Below are 3,117 nucleotides of genomic sequence, written 5' to 3'. Positions count from 1 at the left end.
ATTTGACCCAAAAATCACCGTGAATACCGTACTGAATATCGTTTAGGGCTAATAAAGCATCTAACCCTGAGGAATCCCCACGAACTTTGCTATCCATCGCATAAGGCCTGCTCTTTGACGTAAGCGTTCATTCCACGACGTTCTGCCAACCTGCTGAAAATCGCCCTAAAGTAACCTCACACTTTCCAACACGAGGTTACCCCCATGAGAAAGCACCGCACACCCGAACAGTGGCAGACCCTGGTTGATCAGCAGCGTGACTGTGGTCTGTCAGCTTCGAAGTTTTGCAAACAAGGGAACATTGGTTACGCCAGTTTCTGCAATTGGCGCAAGCGTCTGTCCGATCCGTCGACCAATGATTCGACTGGATCCGGTGAAGCCGGTTTTCTGGATCTCTCGTCGTTGATGGGCAACTCCCCATCCTCCGGCCCAGGCTGGCACATTGTGCTCAGCCTGGGCAACGGCGTTGAACTCCGGCTGAGCCAGCACGGATGATCGGACTCGATAGCCAGGCCCGCATCTGGCTGTGCACCGAGCCCACCGACATGCGCAAATCGTTCCGGGGCCTGAGTGCCCTGGTTCGGAATCAGTTGAAGCACGACCCGCTCAGCGGCCAGTATTTCGTCTTCGTTAATCGGCGCAAGACTCAGATGAAGATGCTGTATTTTACGACCACCGGTTACTGCCTGTGGGCCAAGCGCCTGGAACAAGGGCAGTTCCGGGTGCCGTTATCCGCCTCCGGTCAGCGAGCCCTGACCCTGACGGATCTGCAACTGCTGATCGACGGCATCGAGGTGCAGAAATACCGCCAGTTCAAGCGTTTTCGAGGGGTATAGAAGACGGACTTCCGGTATAATGTCGGCCATGAATTCAACGGCTTCCGACCCCCAACCCAATGCACCTTCCTACTCGGCCCTGGCCGAGGAAAATGCGTTGCAGCGCGAGCAGTTGGAGGCCCAGGCGGAATCCATTCGGCAGTTGAAACACCAGTTAGACTGGTTCAAGAAGCAGCTGTTCGGCCCCAAATCCGAGAAACAGGTTTACGATATTCCGGAACAGGACAACCTGTTCCAACCGGATGACGCACCGCTACCGGAACAGCCTGCCGAGGAAGAAAAGCGCACCATCAAGGCCTACCAGCGCGGCACCGGCAAAAAGCAGCGCGATGACGACTGCCTGAACGACACCGGCCTGCGCTTTACGGCGGATGTACCGGTGGAAGTGATCGAGCAACTGCCGCCGGAGCTGACCGGGCCGGACGCCGACCAATACGACATCATCGGCACCAAAACCACCTACCGTCTGGCCCAGCGGGCCTCCAGCTATGTGGTGCTCAAATGCGAACGCCCGGTGTTCCGTCGTAAGGGCACGGATCAAAAACCTGTGACAACACCAGCCCCGTTCAACGTGCTGGACAACAGCCTGGCCGATGTCAGCCTGCTGGCCGGGTTGCTGGTGGACAAGTTCCAGTTCCACCTGCCGCTGTATCGCCAGCACCAGCGCATTCAACAAGCGGGTATTACCCTCAGCCGCAGCACCCTGACGAACCTGGTGAAGCGGGCCATCGACCTGCTTCGGCCCATTGTGGACGCCCAGACCGACAACGTGCTGCGCAGCCGGGTGCTGGCCATGGACGAAACACCCATCAAAGCGGGCCACCAGGGCCGGGCAGGCCCGCAGAAAGGCAAGATGAAAACAGGCTGGTTCTGGCCCCTATACGGTGATGACGACGAAGTGGTGTTTACCTACTCGAACAGTCGGGGCCGACTGCACATCGAGCAGGTTCTGAACGACCAATTCAGTGGCACTCTGATCAGCGATGGTTATGCCGCATATGCCCGCTATGCCGCGGCCCAGAAAGGCATTACTCATGCTCAATGCTGGGTGCATAGTCGCCGTTGCTTCGTTGAGGCCCAAAAGGATCATCCTGAGAAGGCCACCGAAGCCCTGCAACAGATCGCGAAGCTGTACCAGATTGAAGATACCATTAAGGAAAAGGAGCTCACCGGCGAGAAGAAGCGTCAATACCGGCTGGACCATGCGAAGCCGGTCGTCAGCGGCTTCTTCCAATGGTGCCGGGATCAGTTGGGGCAAGGCGGCCTGTTACCCCGGGAGCCGTTAACCAAAGCCCTGAATTACGTGCTCGGCCGGGAAACGAGCCTGACGGTGTTCCTGGAAGATCCGGGCGTACAACCCGATACCAATCACCTGGAACGGGCCCTACGGCCCATCCCCATGGGCAAGAAAAACTGGATGTTCTGCTGGACTGAACTGGGCGCGGAACACCTGGGTATCATCCAGAGCCTGATCAGCACCTGCAAGCTGCACGATATTACCCCGTACACATATCTGGTGGACGTGCTGCAGCGTGTCAGTCAGCATCCCGCCAGTGAAGTGGCGAATCTGACTCCGCGGCTCTGGAAAATCCGGTTCGCCGAGAATCCGCTACGGGCTCTGATCGATCCACGTCATCCGGACCGACAAGCCACGCAACTTACACCGGTGGAGGTCGTCCATGCGCATTGAGGACATGAGCATCGACGAGTTGCTGGAACTGAACCAGTACATCTGCCAGCGCATTGATGAACTGCAAGAACAGGAAACCCTGCAAGCCTTGAGTCGGTTGCGGGTTGGTCTGAAAGTGACCTTCGAAGGTCGAGAAGGACCGGTGCTTGGGATCGTCACCAAGATCAACCGTAAGAGTGTGATCGTGCTGGGGGAGGATGGCAGGAAGCAATACAAGGTCTCGCCGGAGTTATTAAGGCCCCTCCGTGACGTGAAGTAGGTCAACTACGTCTTGGAATGAACGCTTACGGGTGATGTGCCTTGGAACCCCGCCCCATGTAACGCCGGGTCAACGTCGAGAGGTCCAGTTGTTCGACAACATCGACAACGAACCGCGCCAGGTGACCATCGGGCAACCACTCGTCTACCGAAGGCGGCAGCAGGTAATCGGTCTGGCGATCCACAGGGATGAAGCGGCTCATGGCGATCTTCTCAGCTCGGCGATGACGGTGGTCAGTATCTCACGGTGCAACGGAAAGACCGACAGGCTGCTAGCCCTACTGATTGCGCCACTAGAGCGTCTGCTGTTTTGTAGTTGCCATTGCTTATATT

At 57.2% G+C, this 3,117-nt stretch carries 4 protein-coding genes and 1 pseudogene; 4 read left to right on the top strand and 1 reads right to left on the bottom strand.

Translation table 11 applies throughout. The features are described from left to right. Window positions 1–204: 204 nt before the first annotated feature. From tnpA to FYJ24_RS12255, 4 genes are read left to right on the top strand one after another with little or no spacing between them, the layout of a single operon-like run. Window positions 205–495, top strand: coding sequence for an IS66 family insertion sequence element accessory protein TnpA (tnpA, locus tag FYJ24_RS12270; RefSeq protein WP_125204576.1), 291 nt, complete (start codon window positions 205–207; stop codon window positions 493–495). Next, window positions 492–836, top strand: coding sequence for an IS66 family insertion sequence element accessory protein TnpB (gene tnpB / locus FYJ24_RS12265; protein WP_004578760.1), 345 nt, complete (start codon window positions 492–494; stop codon window positions 834–836). The genes tnpA and tnpB overlap by 4 nt, the downstream gene beginning before the upstream one ends. 28 nt (window positions 837–864) lie before the next feature. Beyond that, entirely contained in the window at window positions 865–2,526 is a 1,662-nt protein-coding gene (tnpC, locus tag FYJ24_RS12260) for an IS66 family transposase (protein WP_225872176.1), read from the top strand. Continuing rightward, the gene (locus tag FYJ24_RS12255) at window positions 2,516–2,785 is read left to right on the top strand and encodes a hypothetical protein (RefSeq protein WP_154518720.1); all 270 of its coding nucleotides are present in this window, start codon (window positions 2,516–2,518) and stop codon (window positions 2,783–2,785) included. The genes tnpC and FYJ24_RS12255 overlap by 11 nt, the downstream gene beginning before the upstream one ends. 28 nt (window positions 2,786–2,813) lie before the next feature. On the opposite strand, the pseudogene FYJ24_RS12250 reads toward FYJ24_RS12255, so the two are convergent. Beyond that, window positions 2,814–2,987: pseudogene (locus FYJ24_RS12250) on the bottom strand (IS5/IS1182 family transposase); the annotation flags it as partial. Window positions 2,988–3,117 lie beyond the last annotated feature (130 nt).

It is taken from the genome of Scrofimicrobium canadense, assembly GCF_009696615.1.
Classification (GTDB): domain Bacteria; phylum Actinomycetota; class Actinomycetes; order Actinomycetales; family Actinomycetaceae; genus Scrofimicrobium; species Scrofimicrobium canadense.
Note: the sequence above shows the minus strand (reverse complement) of the source record. Positions and strands in the feature narration are given on the sequence as shown.

Coding starts and splice junctions, on each gene's coding strand:
- FYJ24_RS12255 (WP_154518720.1), top strand. CDS start 2,516: ATGCGCATTGAGGACATGAGCATCGACGAGTTGCTGGAACTGAACCAG.
- tnpA (WP_125204576.1), top strand. CDS start 205: ATGAGAAAGCACCGCACACCCGAACAGTGGCAGACCCTGGTTGATCAG.
- tnpC (WP_225872176.1), top strand. CDS start 865: ATGAATTCAACGGCTTCCGACCCCCAACCCAATGCACCTTCCTACTCG.
- tnpB (WP_004578760.1), top strand. CDS start 492: ATGATCGGACTCGATAGCCAGGCCCGCATCTGGCTGTGCACCGAGCCC.